Source organism: Actinophytocola sp. (genome assembly GCF_036555685.1).
GTDB lineage: Bacteria > Actinomycetota > Actinomycetes > Mycobacteriales > Pseudonocardiaceae > Actinophytocola.
On record NZ_DATBKY010000229.1, the window covers coordinates 32,607 to 44,610 of the forward strand.

12 protein-coding genes are annotated in these 12,004 nt (G+C 72.5%); 8 read left to right on the top strand and 4 right to left on the bottom strand.

The window, feature by feature from the left end; translation table 11 throughout:
- Positions 1–45: 45 nt before the first annotated feature.
- The 4 genes from VH969_RS21495 to VH969_RS21510 are packed head-to-tail and all read left to right on the top strand — an operon-like array spanning position 46 to position 2,764.
- Positions 46–456, top strand: coding sequence for a hypothetical protein (locus VH969_RS21495; protein WP_331976981.1), 411 nt, complete (start codon positions 46–48; stop codon positions 454–456).
- On the top strand, positions 453–668 hold the full coding sequence (locus VH969_RS21500; RefSeq protein WP_331976983.1) for a hypothetical protein: 216 nt from the start codon (positions 453–455) through the stop codon (positions 666–668). The genes VH969_RS21495 and VH969_RS21500 overlap by 4 nt, the downstream gene beginning before the upstream one ends.
- Positions 669–689: 21 nt before the next feature.
- The gene (locus tag VH969_RS21505) at positions 690–1,373 is read left to right on the top strand and encodes a response regulator transcription factor (protein WP_331976985.1); all 684 of its coding nucleotides are present in this window, start codon (positions 690–692) and stop codon (positions 1,371–1,373) included.
- Positions 1,370–2,764: a sensor histidine kinase gene (locus VH969_RS21510; protein WP_331976987.1), complete on the top strand. Its 1,395-nt coding sequence runs from the start codon at positions 1,370–1,372 to the stop codon at positions 2,762–2,764. The genes VH969_RS21505 and VH969_RS21510 overlap by 4 nt, the downstream gene beginning before the upstream one ends.
- 156 nt (positions 2,765–2,920) lie before the next feature.
- On the opposite strand, the gene VH969_RS21515 is transcribed toward VH969_RS21510, so the two are convergent.
- Complete coding sequence (locus VH969_RS21515) at positions 2,921–5,635, bottom strand: FAD-binding and (Fe-S)-binding domain-containing protein (protein ID WP_331977072.1); 2,715 nt, start codon at positions 5,633–5,635, stop codon at positions 2,921–2,923.
- 273 nt (positions 5,636–5,908) lie between these two features.
- On the opposite strand from VH969_RS21515, the gene VH969_RS21520 reads away from it, so the two are divergent.
- From VH969_RS21520 to VH969_RS21535, 4 genes are all read left to right on the top strand, one after another.
- Positions 5,909–6,460: a hypothetical protein gene (locus tag VH969_RS21520; RefSeq protein ID WP_331976989.1), complete on the top strand. Its 552-nt coding sequence runs from the start codon at positions 5,909–5,911 to the stop codon at positions 6,458–6,460.
- Between the two features lie 74 nt (positions 6,461–6,534).
- Positions 6,535–7,329: a YcnI family copper-binding membrane protein gene (locus VH969_RS21525; RefSeq protein ID WP_331976991.1), complete on the top strand. Its 795-nt coding sequence runs from the start codon at positions 6,535–6,537 to the stop codon at positions 7,327–7,329.
- Positions 7,326–7,838, top strand: coding sequence for a copper resistance CopC family protein (locus tag VH969_RS21530; RefSeq protein ID WP_331976993.1), 513 nt, complete (start codon positions 7,326–7,328; stop codon positions 7,836–7,838). The genes VH969_RS21525 and VH969_RS21530 overlap by 4 nt, the downstream gene beginning before the upstream one ends.
- Complete coding sequence (locus tag VH969_RS21535; protein WP_331976995.1) at positions 7,835–8,848, top strand: CopD family protein; 1,014 nt, start codon at positions 7,835–7,837, stop codon at positions 8,846–8,848. Before VH969_RS21530 ends, VH969_RS21535 begins: the two co-directional genes overlap by 4 nt.
- Before the next feature lie 143 nt (positions 8,849–8,991).
- On the opposite strand, the gene VH969_RS21540 is transcribed toward VH969_RS21535, so the two are convergent.
- From VH969_RS21540 to VH969_RS21550, 3 genes are all read right to left on the bottom strand, one after another.
- Positions 8,992–9,282, bottom strand: a complete 291-nt coding sequence (locus VH969_RS21540) for a hypothetical protein (RefSeq protein ID WP_331976997.1) — start codon at positions 9,280–9,282, stop codon at positions 8,992–8,994.
- Between the two features lie 232 nt (positions 9,283–9,514).
- Entirely contained in the window at positions 9,515–10,441 is a 927-nt protein-coding gene (locus VH969_RS21545) for a phosphotransferase family protein (RefSeq protein WP_414638594.1), read from the bottom strand.
- Positions 10,442–10,483: 42 nt separating this feature from the next.
- A complete protein-coding gene (locus VH969_RS21550; RefSeq protein ID WP_331977001.1) occupies positions 10,484–11,863 on the bottom strand; it encodes a helix-turn-helix domain-containing protein in 1,380 nt (459 codons plus the stop codon).
- Positions 11,864–12,004: the final 141 nt, after the last annotated feature.

The following is a 12,004-nucleotide window of genomic DNA, read 5'->3' on the forward strand; positions in this document are numbered from 1 at the left end:
GTGACGGTCGTCAGGGAAATCCACGAGAGGAGCGACATGAACCGGATGTCGAGGATCGCCGTCGGGGGCGCAGTGATCGGCTCGGTGCTGTTCGGCGGCGCCGCGGTGGCATCGGCGCAGGAGGATCCGTCTTCGTCGGCACCCGCGCCCAGCGAGCCGGGGTCGGTGACGATCACGCTGAGCCCCGAGCAGGTCACCTGGCTGTGCGACAAGCGGCTGCCGCGGATCGAGAGGCGGTCGAGCAAGCTGGTCGAGCGCATCCAGGCGGACGAGAACACCCGCGGGTCGGCCGCCAACCTGCGGGCGCGCGCGGCCAAGGAACGCGACGCCGGCCGCGAGGAGTCGGCACAGCTGCTCGAGGAGAAGGCGGACCGCCGGGAAGGCTTCGTCGACGATCTGAACAAGATCAACAAGTGGGCGACCGACTTCCGCACCCAGCACTGTGAGTCGAAATGAGGCGGGCACGGATAATCGCGCTCGTCGCGGTTCCCGTGCTGCTGTTCGGCGCGGGCTGCCGGGGTGAGGTCGGCTCCGGCAGCGCGCCGCCGGGCGGTTCGGGCGGCACGGGTGGTACCGGCGGCGGAGACGGTCAGGTGGAGCAGGAGTTCAACGACATCGAGTCCACGTTGAACTCGATCGAGTCCGAGATGTCCGAGGACGGTCGCTGAGCGGCTCGCTGGAGGTGGTGCATGCCCGACGAGCGCGGGTTGGTGCTGGTCGTCGAGGACGACGCGGCGATCGCCGACCTGGTGAGCCGGTACCTGCGCCGCGAAGGGTTCGGCGTGCACCTCGTCCGCGACGGCGAGACGGCGCTGGCCGAGGTGCGCCGGCTTCGCCCGGTGGCGGTGGTGCTCGACGTCGGGTTGCCGAAGCTGGACGGCATCGACGTCTGCCGGGCGATGCGGGCGGCGGAGGACTGGACTCCGGTCCTGTTCGTGACCGCGCGCGACGACGAGGTCGACCGGGTGCTCGGGCTGGAGCTCGGCGCGGACGACTACGTGACGAAGCCGTTCAGCCCGCGCGAGCTCGTGGCCCGGGTGCGCTCGGTGCTGCGCCGCGCGGGCGGCGGCCCGGCCGGCGAGGTCCTGGAGATCGGCACCACCCGCGTCGACGTCGGGCAGCGTCGCGTGTGGACGGACGGGCGCGAGGTCGCGTTGACGTCCACGGAGTTCGACCTGCTGACGGCGTTGATGCGGCGGCCGCGGCAGGTGTTCGAACGCGCGCAGCTGCTGTCGATGGTGTGGGGGTACGAGGCGGCGGCCGGCACCCGCACGGTGGACGTGCACATCGCGCAGCTGCGCGCGAAGCTCGGGCCGGCAAGTCCGATTAGGACGGTTCGGGGCGTCGGGTACTCCGCGGACCTGCCGGCATGAGGCGGCCGTCCTCGCTCGCGGTCCGCACGACCGCCTTGTGCCTCGCGGTCGCCGGTGTGATGGCACTGGTCGCCGGCGGGATCGCGGTTCGGCAGGTGTCGACGGCGTCGCGGGAGATCAGCCAGCAGACGCTGTCGGCCGAGGCGGACGTGGTCGCGGCGCAGCTGGCGGAGTCTCCGGTCGCGGCGCGGCGGCTGAACGAGATCCTGCGCGGGCAGGGCGTCGAGGTCGTGCGGCGCGGCGAGGCCGGCGGCCTCGTGGGGACGGACCGGACTGCCGTGCAGGCGGCGCGCCGGGCGGGGCTCGCACGGGTGACGGCAGACCAGCCGCTGCACGGCAGTGCGCGGGTCGACGGCTCGGTGCTGCTGGTCGAGGGCCGGACCATCGACGGGCAGGTCGCCATGGCACTTGTCGGCAAGGTGGCGATCGCCGAGGGCGCCGGCCGGCGGCTGCTGAACAACGTGGTGTTCGCGCTGGCGATCGGCCTGCTCGTGGCCGCGGGCGCCGGCCTGCTGCTGGCGCGGCGGCTCGCCGGCCCGCTGCGCCGGACCGCGGCGGTGGCGTCGGCGATGAGCCACGGGCGGCGGGACCTGCGGGTGCCGCCGCAGGGTCCGCGGGAGCTCGTGGAGGTCGGCGAGTCGATCAACACGCTCGCCAACGCGCTGGCGTACAGCGAGGCGCGGCAGCGGGAGTTCCTGCTGTCGGTGTCGCACGAGCTGCGCACGCCGCTGACCGCGGTGACGGGGTTCGCCGAGTCGCTGGCGGACGGCGTGGTGACGGGCGACGAGGTGCCCGAGGTGGGCCGGGTGATCGGCCAGGAGGCGGAGCGGCTGAACCGGCTGGTGTCGGACCTGCTGGACCTGGCCCGGCTCGGCGCGGACGACTTCCGGCTGGACATCGCGGACGTGGACGTGGTGCAGCTGCTTGCGGAGTCGGCCCAGGTGTGGCACGCGCGGTGCGCCGCGGCGGGGGTGACGTTCTCCCTGGAGTCGCCCGGCCATCCGGTGCCGGTGCGGACGGACGCGCGGCGGTTGCGTCAGGTGGTGGACGGCCTGGCGGAGAACGCGTTGCGGGTGACCCCGGCCGGAGCGCCGATCGTGCTGTCGCTGCGGTACGGGCCGGGTTTCGCCGTCGTCGAGGTGCGGGACGGCGGGCCGGGGTTGTCGGCGGAGGACTACGCGCGGGCGTTCGAGCGCGGGGTGCTGCACTCGCGGTACGAGGGCGTGCGGCCGGTGGGCACGGGGATCGGGCTGGCGCTGGTGCACGGGTTGGTGACGCGCATGGGCGGGCGGATCGAAGCGGGCCCGGCACCGGAGGGCGGCGCGCGGTTCACGGTGACCCTGCCGCTGGCTCCTCCCGGTCCAGACGCGACACAGCCACTACCGCGCTGACCGGCTCCCGGATGCTCGCGCGCACGCGCGCGCTGCGTACGTGCACGCCCCCACCCTCTCCGGGGGCACCCCTCGTGACCGTCAGTCTACCGGGGAGGGCTGACAAAAGCGGTGGTCAGACGCGTGCTGTGGACAGCTGCGTGGGTTGTGGACAACTCAGTCGGGCAGGCCGGCGGCCAGGACCTCGGCCAGGTGGACCGCGCGGCGGTCGCTGCCTTGTGCCACCTGGGTGCGGCAGCTGAAGCCGTCGGCGAGCACGAGGGTGTCCGGGGCCGCCGCGCGGACCGCCGGGAGCAGGGTGCGTTCCGCCAGCGCCTGGGACACCTCGTAATGACCGCGTTCGAAGCCGAAGTTGCCGGCCAGGCCGCAGCAGCCCGCCGGCAGACGCTCGGCCGCCACGCCGGACCGGGCCAGCAGGGCCGCGTCCGCGTCGAAGCCCAGGGTGGCGTGCTGGTGGCAGTGCACCTGGGTGATCGCGGTGCGCGGCACGGCGGGCGGGGTCCACTCGGGAGCGTGCGTCGCCAGGAAGCCGGCCAGGGTGAAGCTCTGTGCGGCCAGTCTCGCCGCGCGGGGGTCGGCCGTCAGCTCCGGTACCTCGCCGCGCAGGGCGGACAGGCAGCTCGGTTCCAGGCCTACCACCGGGGTACCGGCCGCGATCTCAGGGGCGAGCACGCGCAGGCTGCGGCGCATCACGCGGCGGGCCGTCGACAGCTGGCCGGTCGACACCCAGGTGAGGCCGCAGCACACCGCACCGCCCGGCAGGACCGGGTCGAAACCGGCCGACCGCAGCACCCGCGCGGCCGCGACACCGATCTCCGGGGCGAAGAAGTTCGTGAACGTGTCCGGCCAGAGGACCACGCGGCGGCGCGTGCCGGCCGACCGGTGCTGCCGGGTGAACGGGGTGCGGGCGACGCGGGGCAGCGTGCGTTCCGGTGCGATTCCGCCAAGGCGCTTGAGCACGGCCGCCGAGCCGCGTGCCGACATGAGCGCGTTGGCCAGGCGAGGCATCCGGGACGCCACGCGCAGCCAGACCGGCAGCCAGCCCATGGAGTAGTGCGACGCCGGCCGGACGCGGCGGGCATAGTGGTGGTGCAGGAACTCCGCCTTGTACGTCGCCATGTCCACATTGACCGGACAGTCGCTCGCGCATCCCTTGCAGGACAGGCAGAGGTCGAGCGCGTCACGCACCTCGGTGGACCGCCAGCCGGTCGTGATGACGTCGCCGGCGAGCATCTCGTACAGCAGCCGGGCCCGGCCGCGCGTCGAGTGCTTCTCCTCGCCGGTGACGCGAAAGCTCGGGCACATCACGGCCGCGTCCACGCCGTGGTTGCGGCACTTCGCCACGCCGATGCACCGCCGCATCGCCTGCGTGAAGTCGCCGCCGTCGTGGGAGTAGGCGAACTCCGTCGTGATCGGGAGCGGCTTCACCGCGGCGAACCGCAGGTTCTCGTCGATCCGGAACGGGCGCACGATCATGCCGGGGTTCATCCCGCCCTCCGGGTCCCAGATCGCCTTGAACCGCGCGAACAACTCGAGCGCCTCCGGCGAGTACATCCGCGGCAGCATCTCCGCGCGCACCTGGCCGTCGCCGTGCTCGCCGGACAAGGTGCCGCCGTGCCTGGCGACGAGGTCCGCGCCCTCCTCGATGAACCGCCGGTACGCCGCGACGCCCGCCGGGGACGTCAGGTCCCAGTCGATCCGGATGTGGATGCAGCCCTCGCCGAAGTGCCCGTACGTCAGGCCGCGCAGCCCGTGCCGGTCCAGCAACGCGCGGAACTCCCGCAGGTACGCGCCGAGCCGCTCGGGCGGGACGGCCGTGTCCTCCCAGCCGGGCCACGCCTCGGAGCCGTCCGCCATCCGCGTCGAGATGCCCGAGCCCTCCTCGCGAAGCCGCCACAGCGCCCGCTGCGCGGCCGGCGACGTGTACACCTCGTGCGGAACGGGCAACTCCGCCACGATCGCGGACGCCGCGGCGGCGGCCGAAGACGTGTCCGTCCCGCCGACCTCCACGAACAGCCACGCACCGCCCGCCGGCAGCTCCGGCCGGGAGTCGGCGCTGCGGGCGTCGCGCAACGCGAGGATCCGCTCGTCCATGCTCTCGACGGTCAGCGGGCGGTGCGGCAGGATCGCCGGCACCGCGTCCGCCGCGGCCACGTCGTCGGGGAAGCCGAGCACCAGCAGGGCACGGGTCGCCGGCACGGGCGCTAGCCGGACCGTCGCGCCGAGCACGATCACGCACGTGCCCTCGGTGCCGACGAGCGCCTTCGCGAAGTCGCGGCCGTGCTCGGGCAGCAGCTGGTGCAGCGGATAGCCGGACACCTGCCGGCCGAGCCTGCCGAGTTCGGTGCGCAGCAGCGCGAGGTTGCCGTCGGCCAGGTCGTGCAGGGCCGCGCGGATGCCGGCGGCACGGTCGCCGTCCAGCCGGTCGCGGCCGACCGTCAGCCGCGTGCCGTCGTAGAGCAGGACGTCCAGCTCCTCGACGTTCTCCAGCGTCGTCCCCCACGCGACCGAGTGCGCGCCGCAGGAGTTGTTGCCGATCATGCCGCCGAGCGTGCAGCGGCTGTGGGTCGACGGGTCCGGCCCGAAGGTCAGGCCGTGCGCCGCGGCCGCCGCACGAAGGTCGTCGAGGATCACCCCGGGCCCGACGCGCGCGGTCCGGGCGACCGGGTCGACGCCGTGGATCTCGTCGAGCCGCGACAGGTCGAGCACGAGCCCGCCGCCGGTCGCGTTGCCGGCCAGGCTCGTGCCGCCGCCGCGCGCGACGATCGGCACGCCGAACTCACGGGCGGCGCGTACCGCGGCGACCGCGTCGGCGGCGGACCGGGCGACCACGACGGCGACCGGCACCTGCCGGTAGTTCGAAGCGTCCATTGTGTACAAGGCACGGGTGCCGGCGTCGAAGCTGACCTGACCGGAAACGGTCGCGGTCAGCCGCTGCTCGAGCCCTGCGATGTCCACTGTGGACCTCCCGTGCGGTCGTCCAGGAGTCCACCGTAGCCACTGGCGGAGCGTTCGGCGGATCATGTCCGTGCTCGGCATGGAGGGTCGGATGCGCCCGGTCCGGGCAGCTCGCGAGGCGGACGACGCGAGGCAGAGCAAGCAGCCGGTCACCACGCTTGCGCGGAGCGCATATGCTGTGCCGACATGGGCCGACGGACCAGCAGCCGAGCGCCGGGCGCGCGTGGCTGGCTGCTGGCCGCGTGCTCGGCCGCGCTGGCCGTCACCGCGCACGGGACCGCCGGCGGCGCGCTGTCCGACTCCGCGCTGTCCGCCCTGCTCACGGCCGTCCTCGCGTGGGGCGGCACCGCGCTCGCCCGGCGCGGCGGGCTGCTCACCGTGGTCGCCGCGCTCGGTGTCACGCAGCTCGCGCAGCACCTGCTGCTCACCGAGATCGCCGACGGCGCGCACGCCGGCCACTCGCTCACCCCGCCGCCGCTCAATGGCTGGGTCATGCTCGCCACGCATGCGATCGCCACGCTGCTCACCGCCGCGCTGCTGCTGCGTGCCGACCACGCGCTCGCCGCCGCACGCGCCGCGGTCGCCTGGCTCGTCGGCCGGCTGCGGACGCTCTGCCCGGTGCCGCCCGAGGGTGGCGCCGAGACCATGCACACGAGCGTGCCGGCCCGGCCGGGGCTCGTGCTCGAAGTGCTGTTACGCGAGATCAGCCCGCGTCGCGGGCCGCCCGCCCACTCCTGACACCGCACATCCCCACCGACGCGCCGGCCCAAGCGGCGTGTCGTCATCCCAATTCGTCAGGAGCGATTTCACGCATGTCCAACAACTGGTTCAGGCGGGCCGGCGCGGGCGCCGGCGTCGCCGTGGTCGCCGGCGCGGTGCTGCTGCTCGGCAGCGGCGTCGCCGCAGCCCACGTCACCGCGAACGTCATCGGCGAGGACGCCACGCAGGGCGGCTACACGAAGATCACCTTCCGGGTACCCAACGAGGAGGAGAACGCCGGCACCGTCAAGCTCGAGGTGCAGTTCCCCACCGACACCCCGCTGAGCGGCGCGCGCACCACGCCGATGCCCGGCTGGAAGTCCGCGGTCACCATGACCAAGCTGCCCAAGCCGGTCGAGGTGAACGGCGCCGACGTCACCGAGGCCGTCAGCAAGATCACCTGGACGGCCCAGGCCGGCACGCGGATCAACCCCGGCGAGTTCCAGGAGTTCGAGGTCTCCGCGGGCCCGCTGCCGGCGACCGACCAGCTCGTCATGCCGGCCATCCAGACGTACGACAACAAGAAGGTCGTCGCCTGGGATACCCCGATGAAGGAGGGCGAGGAGGAGCCGGAGCACCCGGCACCGGCCATCGCCCTCGCTCCGGCCGAGGAGGGCGGTGACCACCACGGCGGTGGCGCGGCACCCGCGGCCGGGCATGACGAGGACGCGACCGAGAGCCACGACGTGCAGAACGCGGCCGCCGAATCGGCCGACGACGACACCGCACGCTGGCTCGGCGGGGCCGGCCTGGTCGTCGGCGCGCTCGGCCTCGGCGTCGGGATCGGCGCGACCATGCGAGCCCGCAAGGCCGCGGCCGGGACCAGCAGGACCAGCAGCGAGTCATGAAGCGGCTCGCCGTCGTGATCGGGGTGGCCTGCCTGGCGCTGCTGGGCCTGGCCACCCCGGCCTTCGCCCACAACACGCTGGTCAGCAGCTCGCCCGCCACGGACGCGACCGTCCAGAGCACGCCGTCGACGATCAAGCTGACATTCGACCAGCCCGTGCAGAAGGGCGAGGGGCTCAACACCGTCTCGGTCCGGGGCCCGGACAACACCGGCTGGAAGACCGGTGCGGTGGACGTCCAGAGCAACGTGGTCAGCGCGACGCTCGACGAGCTCGGCCCGGCGGGCGGCTACACGATCACCTACCGGATCGTGTCCGCCGACGGGCACCCGGTGTCCGGCGACGTGAAGTTCACGCTCGCCAAGGCGGGCAACGGCACGCCGACGGCCGCGGCGCAGGAGGAGGACAGCGGCGGCGGGCTGCCGATCTGGGTATGGATCGTCGGCGGGGTCGTCGTGCTCGGCGCGGGCATCACCGTGGCCATGCGCATCGGGAGCAAGCAGCCGCAATGACCCAGGCCCGGACCACCGCGTCCGCCCGCTTCTCCCTGGTCCTGGCGCTGCTCGTGGCGGCGCTGGCCGGCATGCTCGTCGGCATCGCGCTGACCGCGACGCAGCCGGTGGCCGGGGTGGCGGAGCCGGGCGCGGTGGTCCGGTACGGCCTGCCCGTCGTCCGGGTGGTACTCGACCTGTCCGCCGTGGCCACGGTCGGGCTCTCCCTGCTGCCGATCCTCGTCGGGTTCGACCGGCCGAAGCACGTCGAGCCGGCGCTCGAGGCGAGCCGGCGGGCGGCCGCGGCGGCCGCGCTGATCTGGGCGCTCGCCGCGCTGATGGCGCTGGTGCTGCAGACCGCCGAGGTCCGGCCGGGCGCCGGGGTCTCGCCGGGTGCGGTCGTCGACTACGTGCGCGAGTTCGGCGCCGGCAAGGCGCTGCTGTTCGTCGCGGGCGTGGCGGTGGTGGCGTTCGTGCTCAACATCGCGTCGGTGCGGGTGGGCGAGTCGGTGCCGGCCGAGGTGCGGGCGGCGGTCGCGTTGTTCGGGCTGCTGCCGCTGCCGGTCACCGGCCACGCCACGAACCTGGAGTGGCGCGACTTCACGATGATCTCGCTGGAGCTGCACGTGCTCGGCGCGGTCGCGTGGACCGGCGGCCTCGGTGCGACCGTCGTGCTGCTGGCGGCCAACCGCTCGCTGCTCGCCACCGCGCTGCCCCGGTTCTCCCGGCTCGCCACCGTGTGCCTCGGCGTGGTCGCGGTGAGCGGGTTGTTCAACGCGGTCATGGAGCTGACCGCGAGCCACGGTCTGTTCGAGGCGCTCTTCGGCACCGGCTACGGCGTGCTGGTGCTGTGCAAGGCCACCTGCCTCGGGCTGCTCGCCGTGCTGGGCGGCAACATCCGCTTCCGGCTGCTGCCGGCGATCGTCCGGCACCAGCGGACCGCGCTCGTCCGGTGGGCCGCGCTGGAGCTGTCGGTGATGGGGCTCGCGTTCGGCTTCGCGGTCGTGCTCAGCCGCGCGCCGGTGGCTTGATACTCCCGCCGTACCAGAAAGGTTGCACGTTCGGTCGTACCGAAACGCCGAACGGCCACAAAGGACCGTTCGTCGTGTGGATCAAGATCTTCGCTACGCCGCTTGGCCGCCGCCGATGATCGAAACGGCGTAACGGCGAACGGTCAGTCCTTGTCGGTGAACTGCGCCGAGGAGATGCTCGAGCGGCGGCGGATGACCGCGATCCGGGACACGTGCCCGTTGCCACGGCGCTCGAGCTCGCGGCGCGAGATCCAGCCGGCGGCGTGGTGGCGGTAGGCCTGGGACAGCATGACGAGCTCGGCCAGGAAGTCGGCGGCTCTGTGCCGGCTCGCCTCGGGAAGGCGGGCCATCAGCGGGAGGTGGTCCGCCACCATCTGGTCCAGCATCCGCGCGGAGGCGAGCGCGCGGCGCGCGCGTCGACTCGGCCTGGTCACCTGCCTGCGCCTAGCCACCGGCATGAACCACCTCGATCGGGGACGGAAGTGCGGCTAGCTCGACCGAGCGTAGCGTGCCCCTTGCGAACGTCCACTCCGGCCTGTCACCCAATCGGGTGAAGTTGGTGCTGACCTGGACAAACGCGCTGGTGAACGTCACCCGGTCACTGGGCCTTTCGTTCACCGGCGACGCTGTGTTACGACACAGTGGACCGCTGCTGAACCGTCCGGGTCAGGTGTAGCGCGCCCATCTGGCCGAGTCGTCCCCGCGGCGCACGTCGGTGAGCCTGCGGAAGAACTCCGGGCGTACCTCGGGCCGGCTGGACAGGATCGGCAGCACGCTGGTGATCAGCTTGAGCTCGCGCACCGCGCGGAGGACCGGGAAGCCCTTCCAGCGGGTGACATCGAACCCGTACGACCGGGCCAGCTCGCGGTAGCGCCCGGCCGGCTCGCCGAACCGGACCACGCCGACCGCGAGCGGCGTCAGGTCCCACTCGGGCGGGCCCAGGCTGGCCGAGTCGAAGTCGCAGAGTACCGGGCCGGCCGGGCTCGGGATCAGGTTGCCCAGGTGCGCGTCGCCGTGCAGCAGCGACGCGGGCAGCGCGAACTCCAGCGCGTCCAGCCGGTCGCTGACCTCGTCGAGCCGGTCGCGCAGGAAGTCCAGGTCGGCCGCGTCGAGACCCTCCGCCTCGCCGATGCGGCGGCGCACGTCGTCCAGTGGTTCCCAGGCCGGCAGCGGGAACGACGGCTCCGGCAGCTCGTGCATGCGGAGCAGGAGTTTCGCGAGGTCACGGCCGCGGGGCCGGTGGCCGCCGTGGGGCACGCTCTCCCAGACCGTCGCCATGTACGGGCCGGCCGACACGGGCTGGTCGATGCCCGGGACGAGCCGCACGGCCGGCACGTCGTACTCGGCCAGCCAGGTGGCCACCCGGACCACCTTGTCGACCCGGTGGCGCAAGGCGTTCGACGCCACGATCCGCACCACCACGGGTGCCGTGGCCAGCTCGAACACCGCGTTGTTGGTGCACCGCAGCAGCTCGGCGCCGGCCGGATCGAGCCCCGCCGCGGCACATACCGCCGAGAGCGCCTCGGCGAGGTTCGCCGGCGCGAACTGACCGGTGGCTTCGGCCCCGCCTTCCGCGCGCGTCTCCGGAGCCATGTCGGAGGTGGGCGTCGCGGTCATCGGGCTGCCTTTGTCGACTCAGGACACGTCGGCGTCGTAGAACCTGGCGATGGTCTCGGACAGCTCCCGCGCGTCGCTGTAGTTGCGGCGCTTGTCCGCCTCCTCCTTGAGCGGCATCAGGCGGTCCCGGACCCGGCGCGACTTGAGGTGTTGTGCCAGGTCGACGGCCTGGTGGCCGATCTTGGCGCCGTGGTCGATGTCCCCGTCGAGCAGGTGGTTGGTGGCGAGGAAGCTCAGGTTGAACGCCTTGCTCCGCGCCATGTCGTCGCCGTACGAGCCGATCGCCCGCTGCAGGGCGGGGATCGCGTACTTGGTGTGCTTGGTGTCGACCTGCTGGGCCAGCACGGTGTGGACGGTGCCGATCATGGCGTAGACGTCGTCCTCGTTGAAGAACTTGACCCAGTCCTCGGCCTCGCCGCCACCCGCTCGCGCGAACTCGTCACGGGTGCGGCCGATGAGCTTCATGGTCTGGTCCTCGTGGCCCATCATCGCGTAGGCCCAGGCCTGGTTCGCGCAGATGACCGCGACGGCGAGCTCGGAGCCCGACTCCTGGGCGGCGATCTGGCCCAGCTGGAACATCTTCAGGGCGTCGTCCGGGGACTCCTTGTGCAGGTAGACCCGGCCCATGCGGTACAGGATGTTCGCGACGAGCTGGTTGGAGTTGCCCGCCTTGGCGAGCTCGAGTGCCCGGCCGAAGTGGTTGCGCGCGGAGTCGATCAGGCCGATGTCGAACGAGGTCCAGCCGGCCAGGTTGTGCAGGTCCGCGAGCGCCACGTGCAATCGTTGCTTGACGACATCCGTGCCAGACGCGGACAGCATCTGCTGCCCCCACGAGAGCTGCGCGACGACGGCGTCCCGGCAGAAACCCCCGCCGTACTGGTAGTCCAGCGAGCGGAGTGCCCGGGTCGCCGCCTCGACCTGGCGGACATCGGTCATCCCGATCCGACCAGGAGCGGGGGTCAACACGGGGTTGGACACCCACGATCCTGAGTCCGCGCCGAGTACATGCGCACCGACCGCGACCGCGGCCGCATGCGCAAGGAACTTGCGACGCTTCACGTTCTCCGGCTCCTCAGCCTCCGGGGCTTCGCGCGTCTCGGCTACTCGTGCCGCCGTGACTTCGTCGTACGCGAGGCCCATGTATCCCCTCGGGACACCCAGGCCATCGGCGATACGTACAAGGACGTCGTAGGCCATGACCTGCCGACCCTTGAGGATCTCCGACACCTCGGACTGTGACTGACCGGTGTAGGCCGCGATCTGGCGTTGTGACACGCCTTTGCGTCGCAGCAGCTTGTAGATCGTGCTGACCTCCCGCGCCGCGAGCGCGTTTCGCATCTCGGGGTCTTCCCACACCTCTGGCGTTACGGAAGAGCTCTGAGATCCGATGGAGTTCATTCCGCCCCCTCACAGTCCGCTGGGCGTCAGCAGCAATGTATGCGCACTTCACAAGCCACGAGAAGTCCGGATCGGTGAACCTGATCGGTCCTACCGAAGTTCAGCGACCGCTCACCGTGAAACGACCGCCGATCGGCGCTC

Bases quoted from the DNA above. Each gene is read 5' to 3' on its own strand.
- VH969_RS21505 (WP_331976985.1), top strand. From the start codon at position 690: ATGCCCGACGAGCGCGGGTTGGTGCTGGTCGTCGAGGACGACGCGGCG.
- VH969_RS21510 (WP_331976987.1), top strand. From the start codon at position 1,370: ATGAGGCGGCCGTCCTCGCTCGCGGTCCGCACGACCGCCTTGTGCCTC.
- VH969_RS21495 (WP_331976981.1), top strand. From the start codon at position 46: ATGTCGAGGATCGCCGTCGGGGGCGCAGTGATCGGCTCGGTGCTGTTC.
- VH969_RS21515 (WP_331977072.1), bottom strand. From the start codon at position 5,635: ATGGACGCTTCGAACTACCGGCAGGTGCCGGTCGCCGTCGTGGTCGCC.
- VH969_RS21530 (WP_331976993.1), top strand. From the start codon at position 7,326: ATGAAGCGGCTCGCCGTCGTGATCGGGGTGGCCTGCCTGGCGCTGCTG.
- VH969_RS21520 (WP_331976989.1), top strand. From the start codon at position 5,909: ATGGGCCGACGGACCAGCAGCCGAGCGCCGGGCGCGCGTGGCTGGCTG.
- VH969_RS21535 (WP_331976995.1), top strand. From the start codon at position 7,835: ATGACCCAGGCCCGGACCACCGCGTCCGCCCGCTTCTCCCTGGTCCTG.
- VH969_RS21545 (WP_414638594.1), bottom strand. From the start codon at position 10,441: ATGGCTCCGGAGACGCGCGCGGAAGGCGGGGCCGAAGCCACCGGTCAG.
- VH969_RS21500 (WP_331976983.1), top strand. From the start codon at position 453: ATGAGGCGGGCACGGATAATCGCGCTCGTCGCGGTTCCCGTGCTGCTG.
- VH969_RS21525 (WP_331976991.1), top strand. From the start codon at position 6,535: ATGTCCAACAACTGGTTCAGGCGGGCCGGCGCGGGCGCCGGCGTCGCC.
- VH969_RS21550 (WP_331977001.1), bottom strand. From the start codon at position 11,863: ATGAACTCCATCGGATCTCAGAGCTCTTCCGTAACGCCAGAGGTGTGG.